Origin of the sequence: Tessaracoccus defluvii (genome assembly GCF_014489575.1) — a bacterium.
In the GTDB taxonomy this organism is placed as follows: Bacteria; Actinomycetota; Actinomycetes; order Propionibacteriales; family Propionibacteriaceae; genus Arachnia; species Arachnia defluvii.
Window position 1 is genome coordinate 609977 of record NZ_CP060789.1, and the last position, 24718, is coordinate 634694.

17 protein-coding genes and 6 pseudogenes are annotated in these 24718 nt (G+C 72.3%); 15 read left to right on the forward strand and 8 right to left on the reverse strand.

Annotation, left to right across the window (positions count from 1 at the left end; translation table 11 throughout):
- Nucleotides 1–4: 4 nt before the first annotated feature.
- Entirely contained in the window at nt 5–985 is a 981-nt protein-coding gene (locus tag H9L22_RS02825; RefSeq protein ID WP_187721510.1) for a ribonucleotide-diphosphate reductase subunit beta, read from the forward strand.
- Between the two features lie 57 nt (nt 986–1042).
- Here the strand turns inward: H9L22_RS02825 and H9L22_RS02830 are convergent, their stop codons facing one another.
- The 5 genes and pseudogenes from H9L22_RS02830 to H9L22_RS02850 all read right to left on the reverse strand — a co-directional run bounded on the left by H9L22_RS02830 (nt 1043) and on the right by H9L22_RS02850 (nt 6504).
- On the reverse strand, nt 1043–2266 hold the full coding sequence (locus H9L22_RS02830; RefSeq protein ID WP_187721511.1) for a TIGR04053 family radical SAM/SPASM domain-containing protein: 1224 nt from the start codon (nt 2264–2266) through the stop codon (nt 1043–1045).
- Between the two features lie 30 nt (nt 2267–2296).
- Nucleotides 2297–3372: pseudogene (locus H9L22_RS20230) on the reverse strand (cobalt-precorrin-5B (C(1))-methyltransferase).
- A 95-nt stretch (nt 3373–3467) separates the two neighbouring features.
- Complete coding sequence (gene hemQ, locus H9L22_RS02840) at nt 3468–4178, reverse strand: hydrogen peroxide-dependent heme synthase (protein ID WP_226966088.1); 711 nt, start codon at nt 4176–4178, stop codon at nt 3468–3470.
- The gene (locus tag H9L22_RS02845) at nt 4175–5239 is read right to left on the reverse strand and encodes a ferrochelatase (RefSeq protein ID WP_187721512.1); all 1065 of its coding nucleotides are present in this window, start codon (nt 5237–5239) and stop codon (nt 4175–4177) included. The genes hemQ and H9L22_RS02845 overlap by 4 nt, the downstream gene beginning before the upstream one ends.
- Entirely contained in the window at nt 5236–6504 is a 1269-nt protein-coding gene (locus tag H9L22_RS02850; RefSeq protein WP_187721513.1) for a glutamyl-tRNA reductase, read from the reverse strand. The genes H9L22_RS02845 and H9L22_RS02850 overlap by 4 nt, the downstream gene beginning before the upstream one ends.
- 57 nt (nt 6505–6561) lie before the next feature.
- On the opposite strand from H9L22_RS02850, the pseudogene hemE reads away from it, so the two are divergent.
- The 7 genes and pseudogenes from hemE (at nt 6562) to hemL (ending at nt 12719) form a co-directional block, all read left to right on the forward strand.
- Nucleotides 6562–7567, forward strand: a pseudogene (gene hemE, locus H9L22_RS02855) (uroporphyrinogen decarboxylase).
- A gap of 14 nt (nt 7568–7581) precedes the next feature.
- A pseudogene (locus H9L22_RS20235) lies at nt 7582–8019 on the forward strand (NAD(P)-binding protein); the annotation flags it as partial.
- 119 nt (nt 8020–8138) lie between these two features.
- Nucleotides 8139–8846 (forward strand): annotated as a pseudogene (locus H9L22_RS18415) (FAD-dependent oxidoreductase); the annotation flags it as partial.
- A pseudogene (gene hemC / locus H9L22_RS18420) lies at nt 8843–9727 on the forward strand (hydroxymethylbilane synthase); the annotation flags it as partial. The pseudogenes H9L22_RS18415 and hemC, both read left to right, overlap by 4 nt.
- A 63-nt stretch (nt 9728–9790) precedes the next feature.
- Nucleotides 9791–10474, forward strand: coding sequence for a uroporphyrinogen-III synthase (locus H9L22_RS18425; RefSeq protein WP_226966256.1), 684 nt, complete (start codon nt 9791–9793; stop codon nt 10472–10474).
- Nucleotides 10471–11436 (forward strand): porphobilinogen synthase, encoded by a 966-nt coding sequence (gene hemB / locus H9L22_RS02875; protein ID WP_187721516.1) that lies wholly within the window; start codon nt 10471–10473, stop codon nt 11434–11436. The genes H9L22_RS18425 and hemB overlap by 4 nt, the downstream gene beginning before the upstream one ends.
- Nucleotides 11433–12719 carry a glutamate-1-semialdehyde 2,1-aminomutase gene (gene hemL / locus H9L22_RS02880; protein ID WP_406707820.1) on the forward strand — a complete coding sequence of 429 codons (1287 nt, stop codon included), beginning with the start codon at nt 11433–11435 and terminating at the stop codon, nt 12717–12719. The genes hemB and hemL overlap by 4 nt, the downstream gene beginning before the upstream one ends.
- Before the next feature lie 21 nt (nt 12720–12740).
- Here hemL and H9L22_RS02885 read toward each other — a convergent pair whose 3' ends face one another.
- Entirely contained in the window at nt 12741–13394 is a 654-nt protein-coding gene (locus H9L22_RS02885; protein ID WP_187721518.1) for a hypothetical protein, read from the reverse strand.
- 74 nt (nt 13395–13468) lie between these two features.
- On the opposite strand from H9L22_RS02885, the gene H9L22_RS02890 reads away from it, so the two are divergent.
- From H9L22_RS02890 to H9L22_RS02920, 7 genes and pseudogenes are all read left to right on the forward strand, one after another.
- Nucleotides 13469–14368, forward strand: coding sequence for a DUF4192 family protein (locus tag H9L22_RS02890; RefSeq protein ID WP_187721519.1), 900 nt, complete (start codon nt 13469–13471; stop codon nt 14366–14368).
- 47 nt (nt 14369–14415) lie between these two features.
- Entirely contained in the window at nt 14416–15336 is a 921-nt protein-coding gene (locus H9L22_RS02895) for a carbohydrate kinase family protein (protein ID WP_187721520.1), read from the forward strand.
- 15 nt (nt 15337–15351) lie between these two features.
- Nucleotides 15352–17646, forward strand: coding sequence for an alpha-L-arabinofuranosidase C-terminal domain-containing protein (locus H9L22_RS02900; protein WP_187721521.1), 2295 nt, complete (start codon nt 15352–15354; stop codon nt 17644–17646).
- A gap of 113 nt (nt 17647–17759) precedes the next feature.
- Nucleotides 17760–20230 (forward strand): annotated as a pseudogene (gene leuS, locus H9L22_RS02905) (leucine--tRNA ligase).
- A gap of 58 nt (nt 20231–20288) precedes the next feature.
- On the forward strand, nt 20289–20624 hold the full coding sequence (locus tag H9L22_RS02910) for a hypothetical protein (protein WP_187721522.1): 336 nt from the start codon (nt 20289–20291) through the stop codon (nt 20622–20624).
- 2 nt (nt 20625–20626) lie between these two features.
- A complete protein-coding gene (locus H9L22_RS02915) occupies nt 20627–21115 on the forward strand; it encodes a ComEA family DNA-binding protein (protein WP_187721523.1) in 489 nt (162 codons plus the stop codon).
- Nucleotides 21112–23421, forward strand: coding sequence for a ComEC/Rec2 family competence protein (locus tag H9L22_RS02920; RefSeq protein ID WP_187721524.1), 2310 nt, complete (start codon nt 21112–21114; stop codon nt 23419–23421). Before H9L22_RS02915 ends, H9L22_RS02920 begins: the two co-directional genes overlap by 4 nt.
- A 41-nt stretch (nt 23422–23462) precedes the next feature.
- On the opposite strand, the gene H9L22_RS02925 is transcribed toward H9L22_RS02920, so the two are convergent.
- Together H9L22_RS02925 and H9L22_RS02930 are read right to left on the reverse strand one after the other, a co-directional pair.
- Nucleotides 23463–24044: a hypothetical protein gene (locus tag H9L22_RS02925; protein ID WP_187721525.1), complete on the reverse strand. Its 582-nt coding sequence runs from the start codon at nt 24042–24044 to the stop codon at nt 23463–23465.
- Nucleotides 24045–24075: 31 nt separating this feature from the next.
- A complete protein-coding gene (locus H9L22_RS02930) occupies nt 24076–24684 on the reverse strand; it encodes a TetR family transcriptional regulator (protein WP_187721526.1) in 609 nt (202 codons plus the stop codon).
- Nucleotides 24685–24718: the final 34 nt, after the last annotated feature.

Sequence of the window (24718 nt, forward strand, 5' to 3'; positions counted from 1 at the left end):
ACTCATGACTTCCATTCTCGGCACCGGCATCCAGGAGGGCCTGCTGCTGAAGCCCGTCACGTACCGCTGGGCCATGGACCTGTACGACCAGGCCGTGGCTAACACCTGGTTCCCTAACGAGATCCAGCTGGGCGAGGACCTCGCCGACTTCGCCCGCATGACCGACGACGAGCGTCACGCCCTCACCTACCTGATGAGCTACTTCAACCCGAACGAGCTGCTCGTCAATAAGGCCCTCGCGTTCGGCGTCTACCCCTACGTCAACGCCGCCGAGTGCCATCTGTACCTGGCGAAGCAGATGTGGGAGGAGGCGAACCACTGCATGGCGTTCGAGTACGTGCTCGAGACGTTCCCGATCGACAGGGAACAGGCCTACGGGTCGCACGTGAACGTGCCATCGATGGCGGCTAAGGAGGAGTTCGAAGTGCGCTACATCCGCCGCATGACCGAAGACACCCTCGACATCTCGACGGTGGAGGGCAAGCAGGACTTCGTCCGCAACCTCGTCGCCTACAACGTGATCCTGGAGGGCATCTGGTTCTATTCGGGATTCATGGTGGCGCTGTCGTTCCGGCAGCGGAACCTGCTGCGCAACTTCGGCTCCCTGATCGACTGGATCGTGCGGGACGAATCGCTGCACCTGAAGTTCGGCATCAACCTGATCCTGACGGTGCTGGAGGAGAATCCGGAGATCGCCACCGAGGAGTTCTCGGCGGAGATTCGCCAGATGATCCTCGGCGCCGTGACGCTCGAGGAGGAATACAACCGCGACCTGCTGCCCACCGGCATCCTCGGCCTGAACGGATCCGTGCTCAACGACTACGTGCGCTACCTGACGGACCGACGCCTGGAGGAGCTGGGCTTCGAGCCCGAATTCCACGTGCAGAACCCCGCCAAGTGGATGGCCGCGGCCAACGACACCTTCGAGCTGGTCAACTTCTTCGAGGCGACGAACACCTCCTACGAGGTCAACGCGCAGGCGTGACCGCCGGACGCTCCGCGTGCCCGCCGGTACTCGTGGCCCAGTTCCGTGTGGAATGCCTCATGACGCAGGTAGCCAGCTGCAGGTCGGGTCGCTGGCCAGCGGGTCGCCGAGCATGGCGTGCGCGCGGGCCCGTGACCCGCCGCAGATCCAGTTGAACTCGCACACGCCGCATTTGCCCGAGTAGCCCGACGGGTCGCGAAGGGCCTTCATCATCGGCGCCTCAGCGTAGATCTCGGAGAAGGGCCGCTCCTTGACGGAGCCGCACTTGTACGGCAGGAAGCCCGACGGATACACATCTCCGATGTGGTCCACGAACGCGAATCCGCGGCCGGAGTTCACACCGATCGGTGGGCGGGGCGGCCGGCGCTCCGTGACCTCGCCGAGCAGTCGGTCGGTCTCGGCCATCAGCCAGGCATGCAGCTCACCCGTGGCGGGCATGGGCCCGCCTGCGGCGCGGGCGTCGTCGCGCTGGATGGCGACGCGGCGGTAGTTCGGCGCCTCGGTCACCTTCACGGCGATCCGATCCGAGACGTCGTGCAACCAGTGCAGGACGTCCTCCATCTCGTCGGGCGTCAGCGGCTCCAGATTCGAGCCGCGGCCCATCGGCACGAGGAACAGGACGTACCACATCCATGCCCCCATCGACTTCACGGCCGCCAGGATCTCGGGAAGCTCGTGCAGATTGTTGCGGCAGATGGTGGTGTTCACCTGGAACCGGAAGCCGTGACGCACCACAAGTTTCGCAGCCTCCAGCGAGTCGGCGAAGGTGCCGTCGATCCCTCGGAACGAGTCGTGGGTCTCGGCGGTGGCGCCGTCGAGCGAGATGGAGAACGCCTTCACGCCCGCCTCGCGCACCGACGCGAGCCGCTCGTCGGTCAGCAGCGGGGTGACCGACGGCGACAGCGCCATCGGCAGCCCGACCGAGGTGCCGTAGGCGATCAACTCCTCCAGGTCGTCGCGTTCGAACGCGTCGCCTCCGGACAGGATGACGATGGGCCGCGGGGTGCCATAGGAGGCGAAGTCGTCGAGCAGGGCCTTGCCCTCCTCGGTGGTCAGCTGGCGCGGGTCGGCCCGGGTGAACGCGTCTGCCCTGCAGTGCCGACACGCGAGCTGGCAGGCGCGCGTCACCTCCCACACGAGCACGTGGGGGCGCTCGCCCGGGTCATGGTGCAGGGTGCGCACCACACCCTTGCGGGCCAGATGCGGATGTTCGCCGCCGCCGGGATGTCCGCCGGGATGTCCAGTGGGGACGGGGCTGGGGGCGCCTGGGGGAAGACTCATGCCCAAATACTACTGAAGGTAGTAGTTAGGTCAGGTGGTGGACCCGACGACGGCACCCGCGCGGTCGATGCACACGATGGCGACGGCGACCGGGGCCTCGCGGAGCACCCTGGCCGCCTCGTCACGCGCGGCCTCGGCGACGGCGTTGCCGAGGGGGATACCCGCCGCGTGGCAGGCCTGGAGGGCGCCCATGGCCGTGTTCGACCCGAGCACCTCCGCGACCAGCTCGGGGGAGGCACCCGCCGAAGCGGCGAGGGCCGCCAGGTGGGTCGGGTCGACGGCGGTGCGGTGCGAATGCAGGTCGAGGTGGCCGGCCGCCAGTTTGCTCAGCTTCGCGAATCCGCCCACCAGCGTGAGCCGTTCGACGGGGTGACGTGACACGTACTTCAGGACGGCGCCGGCGAAGTCGCCCATGTCCAGCAGGGCGAGCCCCGGCAGCCCGAACAGCTCGGTGGCGACCCGCTCCGATGTCGACCCCGTGCAGCCAGCCAGATGCGTCAGGCCGGCGGCACGGGCGACGTCGACGCCGCGGCGGATGGAGTCGATCCACGCCGAGCAGGAATATGGGACGACGACGCCGTGGTGCCGAGGACGGAGATGCCGCCCAGAATCCCGATGCGCGGATTCCACGTCCGTCGCGCCAACTCCTCGCCGTCGTCGACGGAGATCTCGACGACGGCGTCGGCGGCACCCCCGAGGCGGGCGCTGACACGGGCGAGGTTCGCGGAGATGTAGCCGCGCGGACCCGGGTTGATCGCCGGCTCACCCACCGCCAGCGGAAGCCCGGGCAGTGTGACCCGGCCGACCCCGGGGCCGCCCACGAATCGGATGCCGGCACCTGGGTCGGCGCGCCAGACACGGGCCCTGATCACGGCGCCGTGCGTGACGTCCGGGTCGTCGCCGGCATCCTTCTGCACAGCGGCCATCGCGACGCCGCCGGCGAGCGACTCCTGGGTCAGGGCGAACGACGGCTCGTGCCCGTTCGGCAGGGTGACCGCAACCGGGTCCGGGAAGGAGCCGGTGTGCAGCGCCTCCCAGGCGGCCGTCGCGGCCGCCGCGGCGCAGGCGCCCGTCGTCCAGCCGGGCCGCAGCCCCGAGGACTTCAGCTGCCCCCTGCGGCCGCCCGACGCGCCCCCGCCGTAGGCTCCGGAGGTGTGGGATCCGTAGGCATGCGGAAAGCCTAGCGGTCACCGGCGGGGGATCAGGCGCGGGGCTGGCGCTCGATCCATTCCGCCAGCTCGACGTGCTGGCCCGTGAAGAAGGGGGTCTCCTCGCGGACATGGAGCCTGGCCTCCACCGCACGCTGGTGGCGCATGGCGTCGACAAGGCTCGTCAGCTCATCGGCCTCGAAGGCCAGGAGCCATTCGTAGTCGCCCAGCGCGAACGCGGCGAGTGTCGAGGCGACCACCTCGGGGTATTCGCGGCCGGCGAGGCCGTGCTCGCGCAGCATCCGGGCGCGGTGCTCCTCGTCGAGGTAGTACCAGTCGTAGCTGCGCACGAACGGGTACACCGTCAGCCAGGGGCGGGGCGCGAAGCCGGCGAAGCAGCTGGGCACGTGTGCGCGGTTGAACTCCGACGGCCGGTGCACCCCGACGTTCGACCAGACCGGCTCGAGCGACTCGCCCAGCGTGCTCCTGCGGAGGGCGTGGTAGGCGGCCTGCAGGGCGGCCGGGTCGTCGGCCAGCAGCCAGACCAGCAGGTCTGCGTCGGCGCGGAAGCCGCCGATGTCGTAGTAGCCACGCACGCTCACACCCGTGGCGGCGACCGCCTCCTCGACGTCCGTGAGGGCCGCGGCCGCAGGCAGCGGCGCGGCTGTCGCGAACACGCAGTACATCGCGTACAGGGTCGAGGCGTTGATGGCCTCGAGGTCAACGTCGGTCTGGTCACGCTCGTCGCGGCCGGGGTGCTTCACGGGGGGCTCTTCTCAGTTGTCGGTCGGGCGGGGGAGACAGCAGGCGCCGCCTGCGCGGCCGCAGGCGGGGCCGGTGGGGTGGCCTCGCCGCGGGCGACGGAGGCCAGCTCCACGAGCCTGTCCACGAGGAGTTCGACGAACTCGGGGTCCGAGTCGACGGTCGCGGCCCGCTGGTAGGCGAGCCCCTCGTCCGCCGCCGTCTGCCTGGCCTGCGTGTCGAGGTCGTAGAGGACCTCCATGTGGTCCGAGATGAATCCGATGGGCGCGGTGACGACGCCGGCCACCGATCCGGCGAACTCGGCCATCCGGTCGTTGACGTCGGGCTCGAGCCACGGCACGTGCGGCGACCCGGAGCGCGAGCAGTAGGTGAGCTCCCAGGCGGGTGCCTCGCCCAGCTCCTGCGTCGCCAGGTCCGCGACTGCGGCGGCGACCCGCAGGTGCTGCGCGTCGTAGCGGGCATCCGGGGCGCCCGGGCCCGAGGCCGCGTTCATGGCGAGCGGGATGGAATGCGTGACGAACAGCAGCCGCAACGGCGCGTCGGCCCCGACCCGTGAGCGCAGCTCACGCCAGGCGGCGACGACGGCGCGGGCCTGCGCCCGCACGAACTTCGGGGATTCCGCGAAAGCACCCACCTTGTCGAACCGGACGCGGCCGTCGATGCCGGACTCCGCCAGGTCGAGGTCCTCGCGGTACTGCCGGCAGCTGGAGTACGAGGAGTAGGCCGAGGTGGCCAGGGCCGCGACCCGCTCGTGGCCGTCGTCGGCGAGGCGCGCAGCCGTCTCCGCGAAGAAGGGATGCCAGTTCCGGTTACCGATTACCACCGGGACGTCGATCCCGCGGCGCGTCAGCTCACCGGCCACCCGCTCCAGCAGGGCCGCGTTCAGTTCGTTGATGGGGGACCGGCCGCCGAACAGCTCGTAGTGCTGGGACACCTCGACGAGTCGCTCGTCGGGGATGCCCCGTCCGACGGTGGCGTTGCGCATGAACGGCAGCACGTCCTCGGACCGGTCTGGGCCCCCGTAGGAGGCCAGCATCACGGCCGTGTAGGGCGCGAGGCTCACACCGCCTCCGACACGCCGCGTGTCGTCTCCAGGTCGCGCACTGCGAGGTTCGTCAGCGGGCACGTCAGCTCCTCCATCTCGTTCGGGTTGATGTCGACGGGGGCGCCGATGCCGTAGAGCTCCTCCATTGCGTGCAGGTATTCGTCGGTGCGTCCCTGCTCTGCCGCCAGCCGCGCCCGGGAGGAGGGGACGTGCAGCAGGCGGGTGGCGAGCCGACGCAGCGCCAACGCGGCGTCGTCGTGCGTGAGAGGCCGCTGGGGGAGCCGGGCCACCTCGTCCGCGACGAGCGCCATGACCGACTCGCGGAGGCCGACGACGGCGGGATCGACGATGCGGGACCGCAGCTTGGTGAGGGCGTCGGCGATGCCCTCGTCGACGATGGCCTGCGCCCTGCGGGTGTCCTCGCCGATGGCTCCGCCGAGCGCGTCCTGGATGGTGGGTAGATCGATCAGCCGGACGCCCGTGAGGCCGCCGACCCGGGGGTCGACGTCGCGGCGCAGCGACAGGTCGAGGAACGTGGCGTGCCGGGTGACGTCGTCGACCCCCACCACGGTGGAGCCCTGGCCGCGGCACGTCACGACAAGGTCGGCGGACACCAGCCCCTCGGCGACCGTGCGGACAAGGCCCGTGCCATGGCTCGCGGCGAACTCGGCGCCCCGTCCGCTCGCAGAGTGGACGGCGATGGTGTCGACGCCGCGGGCACGGGCGGCGGCGACGACGGCGCCCGCGTACGAGCCGGTGCCGATCAGCAACAGCTTCGTGGCGGGCCAGTCGGCGTCGACGAGGTCGAGGCCCGCGCCGACGACGGACCGACCGGCCCCCTCCAGCGTCGTCTCCCGCGCCACCCGCCGGGAGGCCTTCAGCGCCTCCTCGACGGCGATCGTGAGCGTCAGCGTCGTGCGGCCCGCGTCCTGCGCCTCGCCCAGCGCCCTACGCAGCTGGCCGGCGATCTCGCGTTCCCCGACGACCATCGAGTCGAGCCCAGCCGCTACGCGGAACAGGTGGCCGAGCGCCGCCTCGCCTGCGAACACGTCCCAGGCGGGAGGGGTGGCGAAACGTTCGTTGATGACGGCCCTGAGCATGCTGGTGGTCACGCCGGGTGCGGCGTCCAGCAGCACCTCCACCCGGTTGCATGTGCTGAGCAGGACGGTGCCGGTGACGCCGTCGACGGCGTGGAGACGCTCGGCGAGACCCGCCGCGTCGTCACTGATGCGCTCGACCTCGGCCAGACCGTGGCGGTCGTGCTGGATGGAGAAGATGGTCATCGTCACAGTGACCCCATTCAACCATCCCCGTCCTTGTGGGGCAGAATCGGACGCACCATGAGTGACCTCCTCGATGCCCTCAGCGGCCAGCGCCCCGATCGTCTCCCCGTCTGGTTCATGCGCCAGGCCGGCCGCTCACTTCCCGAATACCGGGATGTCCGCGGCGACACCACCATCCTCGAGGCCTGCCTCATCCCCGAGCTGGCGGCGGAGATCACGCTGCAGCCGGTGCGCCGCCATCACGTGGACGCTGCCATCTTCTTCTCCGACATCATGACGCCGCTGGTCCTGACCGGCGTCGGCGTCGACATCGTGTCCGGCGTCGGCCCCGTCATCGACGAGCCGGTCCGCACCGCCGCCGACGTCGACCGGGTCGTCGGCCTCGTCGACATGGACCCGTCCGCGATTCAGGACGCCGTCCGGATCGCGGTCGCCGAGCTGGGAACCGACACCCCGCTGATCGGCTTCGCCGGGGCGCCGTTTACGCTCGCCGCCTATCTCGTGGAGGGACGCGGCTCCCGCGACCATCTCGCCGCGCGCGCCATGATGCATGCCGACCCCCGCGCCTGGGCCCGGCTGCTGGCCTGGTGCGCCGACCTGTCCGGGCGTTTCCTCTCCGCGCAGGTCGACGCGGGCGCCCGCGCCGTCCAGTTGTTCGACTCGTGGGCCGGGTCGCTCACCCGCGCCGACTACGTCGCCCACGTGGCGCCCCACTCAGCGGCGGCGCTGGCCGCGGTCGCGGGGCGGGTGCCGCGCATCCACTTCGGCACCGGCACCCGGCATCTGCTGCCCGACATGGCGGCCTGCGGCGTCGAGGCGATGGGCATCGACTACCGAACACCCCTCGACGATGCCGCAGCCCTCCTCCCGGGCTGCCGTTGCAGGGGAACATTGATCCGGCCCTCCTGGCCGCCGGCTGGGAGCCGCTGGAGGCGCACGTGCGTGACGTCGTCGCCCGCGGCGCCGCCGCCCCCGCCCATGTGGTGAACCTGGGCCACGGCGTGCCCCGACGACGGATCCGGGCGTCATCACCGCGCTCGTCGACCTCATCCACTCGCTGTGAGCCGCGTCGTCGTCGTGGGCGGCGGGCTGGCGGGCACCCTCGCGGCGCTGCGCTTGCTCCAGGCCGGGCACCGGGTCCAGCTGCGGGAGTCCGCGGCAGGACTCGGGGGGATGATCGCACCCCTCGGCCTCGCCGACACGCTCGTCGACGCGGGGGCGGAGGCCTACGCCGTGCGCGGGGGCGTCGGCCGCGCGCTATGCGACGAGCTGGGTCTCGAGGTGGCCGGCCCTGCCGGCGCCGCTCACATCTGGCGACCCTCCGGCGCCTATCGCATGGCCGACGGCGTCGTCGGGATCCCCGCCACGCTGGCCGACCCCGCCCTCGACGCCCTGTCGCGGGCAGGCCGGGCCACCGTAGCCCAGGAGCCCGGCCTCGGGGCCGATGTCGGCGTCGATGCCTCCACGGTGGGAGCCCTCGTGCGGGCCCGCCTCGGCGAGGAGGCGCTCGCCACGCTCGTCGAGCCCGTCACGCGCGGGTGTACGCCACCCCAGCGGACCAGCTTCCGCTGGCGGGTGTCGCGCCCGGCCTGCTATCGGCGCTGCGGGAGCGTGGGTCGCTGCTGGCGGCGGTGGCGGCCACCCGCGCCGCCGGCCCCACCGTCGAACAGCCCGTCGGCGGCATGTTCCGGCTGGTCGCGGAGCTGGAGCGGCGCGTGCGCGGGGCGGGCGGCGACGTGCGGTGTGGCGCGAGTGTCGAGACGCTCACCCGCGACGCCTCCGGAGCGGTGCTGACCACCGCCGACGGTGAGTCGCTGCGGGCGGACCGCGTCGTCGTCGCCACCCCTGCCGCCGCGGCAACGCGGCTGCTAGCGCAGGTGGGCGCCGACGTGGAGGCGCCTGCCGTGCGGCGGGCCCGCTTCGCCGTCCTGGCCGTCGACGGTTCCGAGCTGGCCGCTGAGCCCGTCGGGTCGGGCGTGCTCGTCGCTGAGCGGACGCCGGAGCTGCGGGCGCAGGCGATGACGCACTATTCGGCCAAGTGGCCCTGGGCTCGGGTCGGCGGCCGGGAGGTGCTGCGGCTGTCCTACCCCGCGGATCTGGAGCCCACCGCAGAGCAGGCGATCGCCGACGCCTCACTCCTCAGCGGCGTCACGATCAGCCCGCGGCAGGTGGCCGCGTTCGCGTCGGTAGAGTGGACGGCGATGCCAGCCCGAATCGACCCCGCCGCCCGCGACCGTCTCCTCGCCGCGGCCCGCCAGGCGGGCGTCGATCTCGTCGGTGCCTGGGTCGACGGCAACGGCATCGCGCCGGTGATCCTCGGCGTCGACCGGGTGCTGCGATGAGGCTCAGGCTCGGCACCCGCGGCTCCGCCCTCGCCGTCGGCCAGTCCGGGCTGGTCGCCGACCGGCTGCGGGCCCTCGGCCACGAGGTGGAGCTCGTCCGCATCCGCACCGGCGGCGACGTCGAACGCGGCTCCCTCACCCGGCTCGGCACCCTCGGCGTCTTCGCCGCCGAGCTGCGCACCGCCATCCTCGACGGCCGCTGCGACCTGGCGGTCCATTCGCTGAAGGACCTCCCGACGGCGCCGGTCGACGGGCTGACCATCGCGGCGGTGCCCGCCCGCGCCGACGCCCGCGACGCCCTCTGCGCCCGCGACGGGCTGACCCTGGCCGGGCTGCCTTCCGGCGCGACGGTCGGCACCGGCTCCCCCCGGCGGGTCGCGCAGCTGCGCGCGCTGCGGCCGGACCTCACCTTCGTCGACATCCGGGGCAACGTCGGCACCCGCCTCGCACGCGTCGCCGAGGGCGACCTCGACGCCGTCGTGCTGGCCGCCGCGGGCCTCGGACGACTCGGCCTCGGCCACCACATCACGGACCTTCTCGACATCTACCCGGCGCCAGGGCAGGGGGCGCTGGCCCTCGAGTGCAGGGCCGACCGTCCCGACCTCGTCGCCGCTCTCGCCCGCATCGATGACGCCGGGTCGCGGGCCGAGGTCGACGCCGAACGGGCCGTCCTCGCGGGCCTCGGTGGCGGCTGCGCCGCCCCCATCGCCGCCGTGGCCCACGGCGGCGTGCTGCGGGCGGGCGTGTTCTCCCTCGACGGCGGTGCCACGGTCCTGGCGGAGCGGCCCCTGTCCGACACGGCCGCAGCGCTGCTGGTCGCGGACCTCCTCGCAGGAGGCGCCGCCGACATCGCCGTCCTCGACGCCTCCCGCCCCTCCCGGCTCTCCGATCTCCACGACGACACCTCCCTGTGGGGCGGGACACGGAGCCTGGCGGCCATCCGGGTGCTGCTGCCACGCGCGGAGGGACAGCTCGCCGAAGGCATCCGAGCCGCGGGAGCCGAGGTGGTCGCCCACGCCGTGCAGCGCACGGTCCCGCGGCATCCCGGCCGTGGGCTCGACGGCGCCGACTGGGTGACGCTCACCTCCGCCGCCACCGTCGAGGCGCTGGAACAGCTCGGCCTCGTCATCCCGGCGACGGCACAGGTGGCGGCCGTCGGCGCCGCCACCGCGGCGGCCGCCGCCCGCCACGGCATCCGCGTCGATCTCGTCCCGGAGGGGGGCGAGGCGAGCGCCGCCGCCCTCGTCGCCGCCTTCCCGTCCGGGTCCGGGCGCGTCGTCGCGCCGGGCTCTGCGCATGCAGGCCCGACCCTCGCGGACGGCGTCTCGGCGAAGGGTTGGGCCGTCGAGGTCGTCGACGTCTACACCGTCGAACCCCTGCCCCGGCTGCCCCGGGGACTCGTCGCGGAGTGGTCCGAGGGACACTTCGATGTCGTGGTCATCACCTCCGGGTCCGTCGGGCGCGCCGTCGGTGACCTGCTGGGATACCGCGCAGGGATCCGCGTCGTAGCCTTTGGGGCCCCGACCGCCGCGGCGCTGCGCGAGCTGGGCGTCGACCCCGACGCCGTCGCCGCCACCCAGGACGCCGCCGGCGTCGTGGAAGCCATCGCCTCGTTGGGAGAAGCATGATCCAGGTCCGCCCGAGACGGCTGCGCACCACCCCCGCCATGCGGCGGCTCGTTCGAGAGGTCGAGGTGCGGCCATCGCAGCTGGTGCTGCCCATGTTCGTCGCCGAGCGCCGCGGAGACATCTCCTCGATGCCCGGCGTGGTCCGCCACGACCTCGACTCCCTCCGCGCCGCTGCGGAGGACGCCGTCGCCGCCGGCGTCGGTGCCCTGATGCTCTTCGGAGTGCCCGACGACGACGCGAAGGACGACCGGGGCAGCCAGGGGTGGGCCGAGGACGGAATCCTGCAGCGGGGCCTGGCCGCCGTCCGTGACGCCGTCGGCGACGAGACCGTCGTCATGGCCGACACCTGCCTCGACGAGTTCACCAGTCACGGCCACTGCGGTTTCCTCACGCCAGACGGTCGCGTCGACAACGACGCCACCCTCGCGGCTTACGCGTCCATGGCCGTCGCGCAGGCCCGTGCTGGCGCCCACATCGTCGCCCCGTCGGGAATGATGGACGGCCAGGTCGCCGCCATCCGCGCCGGCCTCGACGGCGAGGGCTTCTCCGACGTCGGGATCCTCGCCTACGGGGCGAAGTACGCCTCCGCGTTCTACGGCCCGTTCCGGGAGGCTGTCTCCAGTTCTCTCGACGGCGACCGCCGCACCTATCAGCAGGACCCGGCCAACCGCCGCGAGGGACTGCGGGAGGTCCGCCTCGACCTCGCAGAGGGCGCGGACCTGGTGATGGTGAAGCCGGCCGGTTCCTACCTGGACGTGCTCGCCGACGTCGCCGCAGTCTCGGATGTGCCGGTGGCCGCGTACCAGGTGTCGGGGGAATACGCCATGATCTGCGCCGCCGCGGAGCGGGGCTGGCTGGACCTGCGGGCGACCGCGCAGGAGTCGGTGACCGCCATCGTGCGGGCAGGCGCCGACATCGTGTTGACCTACTGGGCGAAGGAGATGGCGCAATGGTGCAGGTGAATCAGGATCGGGTGCTGTTCGACAGGGCCCGCGCCGTCATCCCCGGCGGGGTGTCCTCGCCGGTGCGGGCGTTCGGCTCCGTCGGCGGCACGCCGCTGTTCATCGCCGAGGCCACCGGACCCTATGTCGTCGACGCCAACGGCGACACCTTCGTCGACCTCGTGTGCTCGTGGGGGCCGGCCCTGCTCGGCCACGCGCACCCCGAGGTGGTGGCGGCCGTCCGCGACGCCGCCGGCCGCGGGCTGTCGTTCGGGGCCCCGACGGCGGCAGAGGTCGAGCTCGCTGAGGCCATCCGTGCGCGGGTGCCCGTCGCGGAGCAGGTGCGTTTCGTGTCCACCGGCACCGAGGCAACCATGACGGCGGTCAGGCTCGCGCGCGGCGCGACGGGCCGCGACGTCATCGTCAAATTCGCCGGCTGCTACCACGGACATTCCGATGCTCTGCTGGCCGCAGCCGGCTCCGGTGTCGCGACGCAGGGGCTGCCCGGGTCGGCGGGCGTCACGGCTGCCGCGGCGGCGGACACCGTTGTCGTCGCCTACAACGATCTGGCGGCGGTCGAGCGGGTCTTCGCGCAGCAGGGCGACAGGATCGCCGCCGTCATCACCGAGGCGGCCCCCGCCAACATGGGCGTCGTGCCCCCGGCACCCGGTTTCAACGCTGCTCTGCGCGACATCGCGTCGCGCCACGGCGCCCTGCTGATTCTCGACGAGGTGCTGACGGGGTTCCGCGTCGGGCCCGGCGGCTGGCTCGGCCTCGAAGGCGGGTATGCGCCCGACATCGTCACCTTCGGCAAGGTGGTCGGCGGTGGCATGCCGCTGGCGGCGCTGGGCGGCCGCGCGGAGCTGATGCAGTTGCTGGCACCCGTTGGTCCCGTCTACCAGGCGGGCACACTGTCGGGAAACCCCCTCGCGACGGCCGCTGGGCTCGCGACGCTGCATCTCGCCGACGACGCGGTGTACGGGCTGGTGGACCGGCGCTCCCTCGAGTTGCAGGCCGCCGTCGGGGAGGCGCTGCGGCGGGAGTCGGTGCCGCACGTCATCCAGAGCGCGGGAAGCCTGTTCTCTGTGTTCTTCCGTGACGGCGACGTCGGCGACTATGAGGCGGCGAAGGCGCAGGACCAGACCGCGTTCGGCCGCTTCTTCCACGCCATGCTGCAGGAAGGGGTGGCGCTGCCGCCGTCGGCATTCGAGGCCTGGTTCCTCTCCGCGGCGCACGACGATCGGGCCATGGAGCGCGTCTACGCGGCCCTGCCCCTGGCAGCGCGCGCCGTTGCCAGCGGGTGACGGGGCCCCGGAGGCCTACGCTCAGGCGCCGATGGGCAGCGCGTTCAGCGTGATCCGGCCGGACGGCGTCGTCAGCATCACCGTCGACTCGGACTTCGGCATGAGGAACACGAAGTCGCCCTCGAACGGCTTGTCCTTACTCGCGACGAACGCGGCGGGATCGACCGCCTCGTAGCCGACGCGCGTCTCGTTGGCGAAAACGAAGACGGAGAAGCCGAACTCGCCTGCCTCCTCGACCTCCACGCGTAGCCGGACGTGCAGTTCGTCGTCGCCGCGCCACTCATAGCTGACGACCTCGAAGATGCCGTTGCCGTTCCCCTCGAAGGGGATGAAGTTGCCGGTGCGGGTGGGCGTCGGCTCCGAGGCAGGGCTGGAGGCACCCGCAGAGGGCGACAGCTCCGGCTGCGCGACCGGGTCGGAACCGGAGAACAGAGTGGCGATCGCGATGGCGGCGATCACGGCGACGGCGGCCAGCGCGATCCAGAGTGTCGGCTTCTTCCGCTCGGGCGGGGTCAGGTCCTCCCAGTTGGGCGGCGGCGTGGGCTGCTGCCCGAAGGGCGTGCGCGGGTCACGGCCCTGCGCCTCGTGGAACTGCGTCGGACGCCAGTTCGGATCCTGCGAGGCCCAGGGGTTGTTCGCCCCGTTCTGGGGCGGCTGCCAACTCTGGTTGCTCATGGTGCGCTCAAGCCTACCCAGCGGATCCGTCCACAGGCAGCGCTCCCCATGGGCCGAACAGGACGGCGTGGCCCATGACGGGGCATGAACCATGTGTTGAAGGGCTCCTCCCGTACCGACCTGCTCTGCATCCCCGCCATCATGCTGGGGTTCCACCCCAGGACTCGTGCGTCGTCATCGCCCTGAAGGGAGCGGCGGTGGCGATGTGCGCCCGCGTCGACCTTCGCTGGTTCGCCGGCGACCCTGAGCGGACACTGCGACAACTGAACAACGCGCTGGGCAATGTCCCGGAAGCCAGGATCGTGCTCGTCGGGTTCGGCGATCCCGACGACGCGAGCATCTCCGTTGCGGAACTGGCCGACGCGCTGGGCTGGGACCGCATCGCCGATGCACTGATCAGCCAGGGCGACCGCTACTGGGTCGTGCCGGCCACAGGCGCCCCCATCGCGTTCTCGTTCGACAGATCTGCGCTGGCGGCGCAGGCCGTGTTCCAAGGAATCCGGATCGACGCCACCCGGGCCGAGGCGGTGCTGCCGGTGATGGTGACGGAGGAGGTGGACCCTGACCTCGTGGCCCGTTGCCGCGCCGCGGTTGCCTACATCCAACCAGCCGTCGGATTCGCCGTCCTCCGCGAACTGGCCGAGTCGAGCGAACCGCTGGGCGTCGAGGAGGGGCTCACACTGGCGCTGCTCCTCGGCGATGAGGACCGCCTCGGAGCGCTGGCCACACGGTTGTCGACGGACACCGCGCCGGTGATCTGGCCCAACCTGGTGGCCGCGCGACGGTTTGGCCCGCCCGAGACGGCGCCACCCGTGCTGGCACTGCTGGCGCTGGCGTCGTGGCTCAGCGGCCGGGGAGCCGCGCACGTGGCCGCACTGGAGGAACTGACGCGGATCGACGCCCGCCATCCCCTGGCGGGGGTTCTGTCCGCCCTGCATGAGCAGGGGCTCCCGCCCGATCGGTGGCCGTTGTGAGTGGGGCAGGTGCGTCGCGGGCGCCGCCGTGCCCTAGGGTTTGGGGCATGCGTTTTGTGGTGTGTGGCGAGGCACTGATCGACCTGATGCCCGAGGGGGGTGGAACCCCGGCCGAGAGCCCGTGGGTCGCCCGTTCCGGCGGCGGTCCACTGAACTCCGCGGCGGCGCTCGCGCGGCTCGGTAAGGACACCCATTTCCTTGGCCGATTGAGCAGCGACGCGTTCGGCGTTCAGCTGCGCTCGCATCTCGAGGCGGCCGGCGTCTCCCTCGACCTCGCCGTCGCGACCGACGACGCGACCTCCGTCGCGGTCGTGTCGCTCGACGACCAGGGCAAGGCGAGCTACGCCTTCCACTTCCACGGCACCTCGAACTTCAACTGGCACGCGGACGAGTTCCCCACGCTGGGCGGTGACGACTGGCTGCACTTCGGATCGATCGGAGCCGTCATCGGCGCAGGCGCGAAGAACGTGCTCGACTTCGTGTCCCGCACCGACGCTGCCGTCAGCTTCGACATCAACGTGCGGCCGTCGACGCTTCCCGACCGGGCCGAGTACTTCTCGCGCGTCAGCGACCTGATGGCCGCCGTCGGCCGTGGCGGAGGTATCGTCAAGGCCAGCGATGAGGACATCGCCTGGCTCGTCGATGACGACTCCGACCCCCTGGGGTACGCGGAGGGCTGGGCCGCGGAGTACGGTCTGGCGCTGTTCCTCGTCACGCTCGGCCCCGACGGCGCCGCCGCCGTCTGGCCCGATGGTCGCCGCGCCCAGGTGCCCGGTCACCGGGTCGAGGTGGTCGACACCGTCGGCGCCGGCGACACGTTCATGGCGGGCTTCCTGTCGGCGTACACCGTGAACCCCCGCGACGTGGAAGCAGCGCTGCGCAGGGGTGCCGGTGCCGCCGCGCTCGTCTGCACCCGCGAGGGGGCGCAGCCGCCCACGGCGGAGGAACTCGACGCCTTCCTCGGCTGACGCCCCCAGCGCCCCATGACCCACACCATCGCCGCCCCCCTCGACGTGACCGTCGGCGGTCCGACCGGGACGACGATCCCCACCGACCTCTGGGGCCTGTTCCTCGAGGACCTGAACGACGCCCTCGACGGCGGACTCAATGCCGAACTCGTGCGCAACGGTGATTTCGAGTTCAACCCCGCCGACCGGGACGGCTGGCACGCGCTGACGGCGTGGACGTCGTCCGACCCGGCCCGGGTGGCCGTGCGGCGGGAGGATCCGGTCCACCGCAACAACGGCACCTACCTCCGCCTCACGGGGCCGGTCACCCTCGTCAACGACGGCTTCGATCCCGTCGCCGTCGTCCCCGGCGCCCGGTACGCGTTCAGCGCGTTCACCTGGGCGGTGGAGGGCAGCGGCTGCATCGTGCTGGCCCTCGAAGGCGACGATGGGGTCCTGGCCACGGTCGACGTCCCGGTCGAGCCCGGCGGCTGGAACCCGGTGGCGGCCGAGCTGACCGGACAGGTCGCCGGGGCAGGCCGCCTCAGCCTGACGGTGCCCGCCGGGCTCACCGTCGAGATCGACGTCGTCTCGCTGCGCCCGGTCGGACCCGACGGTGCGCCCCTCACCTTCCGCCCCGACCTGCTGGAGACGCTGCGCGCCCTGCACCCGGCCTTCATCCGCTTCCCCGGCGGCTGCCTCGCCCACGGGCTCGGCCTCGACAACATGTACCACTGGAAGGGCACCGTCGGCCCACGGCACGAACGGGAGCAGACCTTCAACACCTGGGGGTATCACCAGTCGCGGCAGATCGGCTACCTCGAGTACTTCCAGCTCTGCCGCGAACTCGACGCCACCCCGATGCCGATCGTCGCGGCCGGTGTGTGCTGCCAGAACCTGCGGGGCCGGGCACGCGCGATCCCGCAGGACGAGATGCCGGCCTACGTGCAGGACGTGCTCGACCTGATCGAGTTCGCCAACGGCGGCACCGACACCTTCTGGGGCGCACGGCGGGCCGAACTCGGCTCGCCCGATCCCTTCGAGATGCGGTACCTGGGCGTCGGCAACGAGGACGAGATCACCGACGACTTCCGCGAGCGCTACGCCCAGATCGCCGACGCCGTCGCCGCGGCGTACCCCGACGTCACGGTCATCGGCACCGCCGGCCCCGCACCGTTCGGGGCGGACTTCGAGGCGGGGTGGGAGTTCGCCCGGGCCCAGAAGGTCGCGATCGTCGACGAACACGCCTACCGGACCCCACGGTGGTTCCACCAGAACATCGACCGGTACGCCGACTACCCGCGCGACGGCGCGCTCGTGTACCTGGGGGAGTGGGCGGCCCGGACGAACACCGTCCGCTCGGCACTGGCCGAGGCCGCGTTCATGACGGCCATCGAGCGCGACAGCGACGTGGTCGCCCTCGCCTCCTACGCGCCGCTGCTGGCCCGGGTCGGCCACACCCAGTGGGTGCCCGACCTCATCTACTTCGATGCGGAACGGGTGCTGCCCAGCGCCTCCTACTTCGTGCAGCAGGCCTTCGCAGCCGAGCCTGGCGGCGAGGTGTGCGCGGTGTCCCTCACCGGTGCGGAGCCCGTCCCGGTGCCGGGCTGGGCGGGAGGCGCAGTCCGGGTCTCCGCGGGTGGCTCGGAGGTGGAACTGACGCGGATCGGCCTCGACGGCGCCGCCGTGCAGCCCGCCCGGGTGGTGCCCGACTCTGAGGCCCACCTCGGGCGACTCGGCGGGCGAGGGGTCCTGGAGTTCACCGCCACGCGCAGTTCCGGCGACGACGGGCTCGTCGTGTGCCTCGGCGACGCCGGCGGCGACACCGTCGAGCTCAGCCTCGGCGGCTGGCAGAACAAGTCGACGACGCTGGCGCTCACCGCGGACGGCATCGGCAACGAGATCGACGGCCCCCACCAGGGCCACCGGCTGCTCACCGGCGTCCCGATCGTGCTGCGGCTGGAGGTGGGGGACCACCGCTTCCGCGTGTGGCTGGACGGGGAACTCGTCCACGACGTCACCCTCGACCTGCGCCCCGAGCACAGGGTCGTGGCCGGGGCCTCACGCAGGCCCGAGGCCGACGGCGACGAGTACGTCGTCCGTCTCGTCAACGCGACAGACACCGCCCGCGCCGCCAGCGTCACCCTCCCCGTCGACGGCGCCGTCACCGGCTCCGCGACCCTCCTCGCGGGGGCCGGTCCGGAGCAGGGCAGCCCGGAGGCCGACAGCCCGGTGCGTCCCGAACAGGTCGCGGTGTCCGGCTCGGGAGGCTTCTCCCTCTGCCTGCCTGCGTGGTCGTTCGCGTCCGTCGTGGCCCGCGTCGACGCCTGAGGCGACGTGCCCCGGCCGGTCCTCCGGCCGGGGCCGCCGCCCGCGGAGCCGAGGGGCGCTCACGGTATATTGGGCCCCCGTGCGATCCACGCACCACCATCGACAACAGGAGAATCGTCGTGAGCCAAGAGCCGGGTCAATACGACAAGGTCAGGGCACAGGAGAAGTGGCAGGCGTTCTGGGAGGAGGATGAGACCTTCCGGCCCCTCGACGACGGCAGCCGTGAGCGTCGCTACGTCCTCGACATGTTCCCCTACCCGTCCGGCGACCTCCACATGGGCCACGCCGAGGCGTACGCCATGGGCGACGTCGTCTCCCGCTACTGGCGGCTCAAGGGCTACGACGTCATGCACCCGATCGGCTGGGACTCGTTCGGCCTCCCCGCGGAGAACGCGGCCATCAAGGCCGATTCGCATCCGGCGTCGTGGACCTACAACAACATCGAGACCCAGGTGCGCTCCTTCAAGCGCTACGGCCTGAGCCTCGACTGGTCGCGCCGGCTGCACACCTCCGACGAGGACTACTACCGCTGGACCCAGTGGCTGTTCCTGCGCTTCTTCGAGCGCGGCCTGGCCTACCGCAAGGACTCTTACGTCAACTGGTGCCCGAAGGACCAGACGGTGCTCGCCAACGAGCAGGTCGTCCAGGGCCGTTGCGAGCGCTGCAAGTCCGAGGTCACCAAGCGCAAGCTGAACCAGTGGTACTTCAAGACCACCGACTACGCCCAGGAACTGCTGGACGACATGGCCCAGCTCGAGGACGGCTGGCCCGACCACGTGCTGGCGATGCAGCGCAACTGGATCGGCCGCTCCGAGGGAGCGCACGTCGACTTCGCCGTCGAGGGCCGCGAACCCATCACCGTCTTCACCACGCGCCCCGACACGCTGTTCGGCGCCACCTTCATGGTCGTCGCGCCCGACGGTGAACTGGCCGCCGAGCTGGTCGCCGACGAGCAGCGCCCGGCCTTCGAGGCCTACCTGGATTCGGTCAAGAAGACCACCGAGATCGAGCGTCAGTCGACGGAGCGGGAGAAGACCGGCGTGTGGCTCGGCCGCTACGCCGTCAACCCGGTCAACGGGGAGCAGGTGCCGATTTGGGCCGCCGACTACGTGCTGGCCGACTACGGCACCGGCGCCATCATGGCCGTCCCTGCGCATGACACCCGCGACCTGGAGTTCGCCACCACGTTCGGCCTGCCGGTGCGCACCGTCATCGACGTCGACGGCACAGACCCCGCCGTCACCGGCATCGCCACCTCGGGCGACGGCACCTACATCAACTCCGGCGTGCTCGACGGCCTGACCGACAAGGCCACGGGCGTGAGCCGCATCATCGAGCAGCTGGAGGCCGACGGCGCCGGCACCGGCACCGTCCAGTACCGGCTGCGGGACTGGCTGCTGTCACGGCAGCGGTTCTGGGGCTGCCCGATCCCGATCGTGCACTGCGAGCGGTGCGGCGAGGTGCCCGTGCCCGACGAGCAGCTCCCGGTGCGGCTGCCCGACCTGCGTGGTGCGGCACTGGCGCCCAAGGGCACGTCGCCGCTGGCCTCGGCAACCGACTGGGTGGAGACGAGCTGCCCGCAGTGCGGTGGCCGCGCGCAGCGCGACACCGACACCATGGACACGTTCGTCGACTCGTCGTGGTACTTCTTCCGTTACTGCTCGCCGGGCTACCAGGACGGGCCGTTCAACCCCGAGGACGTGCGCAACTGGATGCCGGTGGCGCAGTACGTCGGCGGCGTCGAGCACGCGATCCTCCACCTGCTGTACATGCGCTTCTTCACGAAGGTCTTGCGTGACATGGGCATGGTCGACTTCGACGAGCCGATGCTGCGCCTGCTGAACCAGGGCCAGGTCATCAACCAGGGCAAGGCGATGAGCAAGTCGCTGGGCAACGGCGTCGACCTCGGCAAGCAGATCGACGAGTTCGGCGTCGACGCGGTGCGGCTGACGATGATCTTCGCCGGCCCGCCCGAGGACGACATCGACTGGGCGGATCTGTCGCCGACGTCGAGCCTGAAGTTCCTGCAGCGGGCCTACCGGCTGGCCGCAGACGTCGAGTCGCGCCCCGGCGTCGACTTCGCAGCCGGCGACCCGGCTCTGCGGAAGGCGACGCACAAGGCGATCACCGAGATCTCGACGCTGGTCGAGGGGGCCGCTTCAACGTGGCGGTCGCCCGCACGATGGAGCTCGTCAACGCGGCCCGTCGCACGGTCGACAGCGGCGCCGGCGCGGCGGACCCTGCCGTGCGGGAGGCGGCGCTGTTCGTGGCGCAGTCGCTCAGCCTGGTGGCGCCGTATGTCGCCGAGGAGATGTGGGAGCTGCTGGGCATGGACCCGTCCGTCGCCAACAGCGCCTGGCCGACGGCCGACCTTTCTCTGACGGTGGATGACACCGTCACGATGGTGGTGCAGATCCAGGGCAAGGTGCGCGGCAAGCTCGAGGTCCCGGCCGACATCACCGAGGAGGCGGCGCTGGAGGCGGCGCTGGCCGACGAGGCCGTGCAGCGGTCGCTGGCCGGCCGCGAGGTGGTCAAGGTGATCGCTCGTCTGCCGAAGATGCTGAGCCTGGTCCCGGGGAAGTAGTTCTCCACAGCCGCGCGCGGTTGCGGTGATCCCGGCCCCGCTGGGGCGATAACGGGGCATGCAGCACACCGACGAAATGGCCCGCGCGCGGCTCGCCTTCGTCGCCGGAGGGCGGCCGCCGCTCGGCGCGCCGCGGCGTGCCCTGCCGGAGGTCGACCGCAGTCCTGACCCCGCTCCGGCGTCGGACCGGCCGATCCTCGAGCTGGATGCCCCACCCGGGCGCGAGCAGGAGCGGGACGGGCGTGACATTGCCGGCGACGCCGTGCGGCGCGTCGCCTCGCTGCGGCGGCTGATCACGGGCCGACACCTCGCCGTGGTGGCGGCGCTCCTAGTGGGGCCGTCGTTGTCACGTTCCTCGCCCTGTCGAGGAGTCAGGCCACGGAGGTGCCGCTGAGCGTGACCACCGCGGTGACGACTGCCCACGCCGAACCCACGCCGTCCCCCTCGCCGCAGACGGCCCGCGTCCACGTCGCAGGCGCCGTCACCCGGCCCGGTGTCGTGTGGGTGCCGGTCGGCGCGATCGTCCAGGACGCCATCGTCGCCGCGGGCGGCCTCAGCGCAGACGCGGATCCCGCGCAGCTCAACCTCGCCGCGCCGGTCAGCGACGGCATGCAGATCATCGTCGGCACCGCAGAGGAGCCCCTCGGCGTGATCTCCGAGCCCGGCGGTGGGGGCGGGGGAGACGGTTCGGCCGGCCCGCTGGACCTCAACACCGCCACCGCGGACCAGCTCGAGGAACTGCCCGGCATCGGGCCCGTCTCCGCGGCGGCGATCCTCGCCTGGCGGGCCGAGCATGGGCGGTTCACCGCCGTCGAAGAACTGCAGGAGGTCAGCGGCATCGGCCCGAAGACCTTCGAACGGCTGGCTCCGTTGGTGCGGGTATGAGCCGCACCGACGGCCACGACCTGCGGCTGGTCCCGGTGGCGCTCGCCGCCTGGGGCGGGTCGTGGATCGGCACGGCGGGATGGTGGCCGGGCCCCGCGGTGCTGATCCCCGTGGTGGCGGCCCCTCTGCTGGTCGCCGTCGTCGCGGCCCGGGTCCGGCATCCGTGGGTGGCCATGTGCCTGGTCGTCGCGGTCGTGACGGGGGTGACGGCGGGGGTGCAGTCCTGGCAGAGGCACGAGTCGCCGCTCACGCGGGTCGCTGCTGACAGCGCGGCCGCGCTCGTGGAGGTGCGTCTCAGCACCGAACCCCAGCTGCGTGAGGACGTGGTCGTCGCCCGCGGCACGGTGACGGCTGCGGAGGTGCGGGGGCGGCGTATCGAGGGATCCTTCCCGGTGGTGCTGCTCGGCAGCGGCAAGGCAGGCGAGGCGCTGACGACGCTGGACAACGGGGCGGGCTACCGGCTGCGGGTACGACTGGCGGCCACCGAGGTCGCGGAACGCGAGGCGGCGCTGCTGAGCGTCCGCTCGGTGGTGGCGGTCACGCATCCGCCCGGGCCCGCGCAGCGGGTCGCCAACGATCTGCGGTCCGGGCTCCGGGACGCCGTCAGCCATTCGCCGCCCGACCAGGCCGCGCTGGTGCCGTCGCTCGTGGTGGGCGATACGTCGAGGATCGACGAGGCCATGCGCGAGGAGTTCCAGGCGACCGGACTCACGCACCTGTCCGCCGTCTCCGGGGCCAACCTGATGCTGCTGCTCGCGGTCCTGCTGCCGCTGGTGCGGACCCTCGGTCTGCGGGGCTGGTGGGTGCGAGGAGCGGCCGTCGCGGGCGTGGCCGGCTTCGTCCTGGTCTGCGGGCAGGAGCCCTCCGTGCTCCGGGCGGCCGCCATGGGCACGATCGCCCTGGCGGCCACCGGCGCCGGGCGGGGACGGAGAAGTCTGCGGAGCCTGTCGGTGGCCGTGCTGGTGCTGTGCTGGCTGGACCCGTGGCTGTCGCGCTCCGCCGGCTTCTCCCTGTCCGTCGCGGCGTGCGTGGGCATCCTGCTGGTCGCGCCCACGTTCCGGGCGGCGGTCGCGCTGTGGGCACCGGGGTGGCTCGCGGACGCGCTGGCGGTGTCTCTGGCCGCCCAGCTCGCCACCCAGCCGATCGTCACCGGGCTGAGCGGCCAGGTCTCGCTCGTCGGGGTCGCGGCCAACGTGCTGGCCGCCCCGTTCGTGGGGCCGACCACGGTCCTGGGCCTCGCGGCGGCGCTGACGTCGGCGGTGGCAGCGCCCCTGGCTGCGGTGCTGGGATGGCTGGCAGGCTGGACCGCCCAGCCCATCGTCTGGATCGCCAGACTCGGCGCCCGGCTCCCCGGGGCGACGTGGCGGTGGGAGGCGACGGCGCCCGGCCTCCTCGCGGTGACGCTCCTCGTCGTCGGCGTCGGCGTGCTGCTGGCCCGCTGGCTGCGGCACCCGGTCGGCGGGCTGCTGCTGGCCGGAGTGGTGCTGCTGGCCGGGGTGGTGCGGCCGGTGGTGCCGGGGTGGCCGGGGCCCTGGCAGGCGGTGTTCTGCGACGTCGGACAGGGGGACGCGACCCTGTTGAGGGCAGGGCCCGGCGCCGCGGTCCTCGTCGACACGGGCCCGGATCCCGCCGGCGTGTCGGCCTGCCTCGGCGACCTGGGGATCCGCCGGGTGCCGCTGCTGGTCCTGACCCACTACCACGCCGATCACACGGGAGGGACGGCGGCGGTCCTCGGCCGGGTCCGGCCCGAGCTCGTCCTCGTCCGGGACGGGCCGGCACCCGACTGGCTCCTGGTCGCTGCCCGGGAGGTGGGGGCGGAGGTGCGCTCGGCGGTGCCGGGAGAGGAGGTCAGGGTGGGGGAGGTCACCTGGACCACGGTCGCGGTGGGGGCGGCGCCCAGGCAGCCGGGCAGCCCGGAGGACGGCGAGGGCTCGGCGGAGAACGACGCCTCGGTCGTCGGGGTGGCAGAGGTGGCGGGGCTGCGCGTGCTGCTGCCGGGGGACCTGGAGCCGCCGGGCCAGGCGGCCGCGCTGCGCTCCGCCGCCCGGCTCGGAATCGGGCTCGAGGTGCATGTGCTGAAGTTGCCGCACCACGGTTCGGCCCGGCAGGAGCCGCGGCTGTTCGCCGCCACCGGAGCCGCCCTGGCCGTCGCGAGCGCAGGGGAGGACAACGACTACGGCCATCCGGCGGAGGCGGCGCTGCGTCTGGCGCGGGACTCCGGCATGGCGATGGCGCGCACCGACCAGCAGGGGAGCGTCGCCGTCACCCTAGCCGACGACGCGCTGAGCGTGCGCCCCCAGCGGTGACGACGCGGCCCGCAGCCGGCGTCCTCGGTCCGGGCGCGGGGCTACCGTCGCCGGTACATGCGCAGCTGCATCCGCTTCGGCGGCTCCGGCGCGGCCTGGATGACGGCGCGGGTGGCGGAGAGCTTGTCGGCGTAGCGGTCCGGCGGGCTGCCGAAGGCCTTCTGCCCCCACGGGGCCAGGACGTGTTCCAGGAGCATCAGGGCCCGTTCCGCCCAGAACCGCAGCGCAGGGTGGATCCACCCCGAGGTCTTGAACTGCCCGCAGGCGGCCGCGATGTAGGCGTTGACCTCGGCGTGGAGGAACCCGACGTGGTCGTCGTCCGCGTCGAGCCAGGCGACGATCTCGGCCTGCGAGCTGTCCCAGATCTCCTCCGGCACGAGCCTCCAGTCCTCGATCAGGCTCGCGACGCAGCCCGGGACGTGTGCGTCGCTGCCTCCCTCGCGGAAGTGCTCGTGCAGGGCGCTGAGGGTGTCGTGTCCGGCGTCGCTGCCGAACGGGGCCCGGGGATCGTCCTCCGACCAGAACCAGTCCGGGGCCGCGGCGACGTAGGCCGGATGGCTGGTCGCAGGCGACAGGCCTTCCTCGTCGGTATCGAGGAAGGGGACGTGTCGGAAGCTGCCCATCGGGAGGCTCCTCTCTTCTGTGGGTGGGGGATCAGGATGGCGTCGCCGAGCAGGTGAGGTCGATGCCGCGCAGGATCGCCTCGGCCTGTCGGTGGCGGTCGGGCCGGCTGCGTCCGGCGATGCGGGGGAAGTCGGCGAGCGCCTCGACCTCGCAGATGGCGTCGGTGCCCGAGGTCCAGCCCTCGCCCTCCAGCACCGCGCTGCCGTAGAACCACCCGACGATGAGGTCGTGGGCGTCCCTGGGGTCGAGGGAGCCGCGCTCGGTGAGCGTCATGATCGTCTCGCTGAGCTCGAACGACGAGCGGCCCAGGACGGGGCCCCGGCGCAGCAGCGAGACCGTTCCTGGCGTGGACAGGACCGTCTCCCCGCGGGCGGCGAGTTCCAGGAGGGCACAGTGCGGGCACTCATACTCGAGCAGCTCCTGCGGGTGCAGGCGCCCCAGACGCTCGTCGGCGAGGTCGTGCCAGATCGCGTCCAGCGAGGGGAAATAGGTGTACAGGGCGTTGGCGGCCACTCCGACCTCCGCGGCGACGGCCCGCAGCGAGATCCCTTCGACGCGGCCGTTCGCACCTAGCAGCCGGTCGGCGGCCCGCAGGATGAGCGCTGCGGTGATGTCTCCGCGGGGACCGCGCGCCGCCATGGGTTTCCTCCTCCGGGATCGTCGCCAGACCGAT

Bases quoted from the DNA above. Each gene is read 5' to 3' on its own strand.
- H9L22_RS02825 (WP_187721510.1), top strand. From the start codon at position 5: ATGACTTCCATTCTCGGCACCGGCATCCAGGAGGGCCTGCTGCTGAAG.
- H9L22_RS02830 (WP_187721511.1), bottom strand. From the start codon at position 2,266: ATGAGTCTTCCCCCAGGCGCCCCCAGCCCCGTCCCCACTGGACATCCC.
- H9L22_RS02850 (WP_187721513.1), bottom strand. From the start codon at position 6,504: ATGACCATCTTCTCCATCCAGCACGACCGCCACGGTCTGGCCGAGGTC.
- hemB (WP_187721516.1), top strand. From the start codon at position 10,471: ATGATCCAGGTCCGCCCGAGACGGCTGCGCACCACCCCCGCCATGCGG.
- H9L22_RS02885 (WP_187721518.1), bottom strand. From the start codon at position 13,394: ATGAGCAACCAGAGTTGGCAGCCGCCCCAGAACGGGGCGAACAACCCC.
- H9L22_RS02890 (WP_187721519.1), top strand. From the start codon at position 13,469: ATGACGGGGCATGAACCATGTGTTGAAGGGCTCCTCCCGTACCGACCT.
- H9L22_RS02895 (WP_187721520.1), top strand. From the start codon at position 14,416: ATGCGTTTTGTGGTGTGTGGCGAGGCACTGATCGACCTGATGCCCGAG.
- H9L22_RS02900 (WP_187721521.1), top strand. From the start codon at position 15,352: ATGACCCACACCATCGCCGCCCCCCTCGACGTGACCGTCGGCGGTCCG.
- H9L22_RS02910 (WP_187721522.1), top strand. From the start codon at position 20,289: ATGCAGCACACCGACGAAATGGCCCGCGCGCGGCTCGCCTTCGTCGCC.
- H9L22_RS02920 (WP_187721524.1), top strand. From the start codon at position 21,112: ATGAGCCGCACCGACGGCCACGACCTGCGGCTGGTCCCGGTGGCGCTC.
- H9L22_RS02925 (WP_187721525.1), bottom strand. From the start codon at position 24,044: ATGGGCAGCTTCCGACACGTCCCCTTCCTCGATACCGACGAGGAAGGC.
- H9L22_RS02930 (WP_187721526.1), bottom strand. From the start codon at position 24,684: ATGGCGGCGCGCGGTCCCCGCGGAGACATCACCGCAGCGCTCATCCTG.